At 64.6% G+C, this 288-nt stretch carries 1 protein-coding gene; it reads right to left on the minus strand.

Annotation, left to right across the window (positions count from 1 at the left end; all coding sequences use genetic code 11):
- A partial coding sequence (locus tag AC0L20_RS40785) for an autotransporter domain-containing protein (RefSeq protein ID WP_473295789.1) occupies positions 1-288 on the minus strand: 288 nt, incomplete at both ends.

Genomic DNA, 288 nt, shown 5'->3' on the forward strand with positions numbered 1-288 from the left:
CATGACGACTGTGGATCACGCCCAGCCGCAAGGCCAGCGGGCCATCCTGGCGCACTGCATAGCCGCCCAGATGCCAGCTGTCCACCGTGGCCTGAAAGCGTCTCGCGTTCTGAGTGCTTGAAGAGCGGCCGCCTACCACACCCATCCGCCAGGCCGAGTCCAGCGACCAGTCGACGCCGATCAGTAAGCCGCGCAGGCCTTGTTTCATATTCTGGCTGCCCTCCAGCCCTTCGAGGTGGCTGCTGTGCCCCAAGCCCTGGACCCAGAAACGACCTTGCTCCTGGTCTG

Source organism: Bradyrhizobium sp. Kon58 (assembly GCF_055807455.1).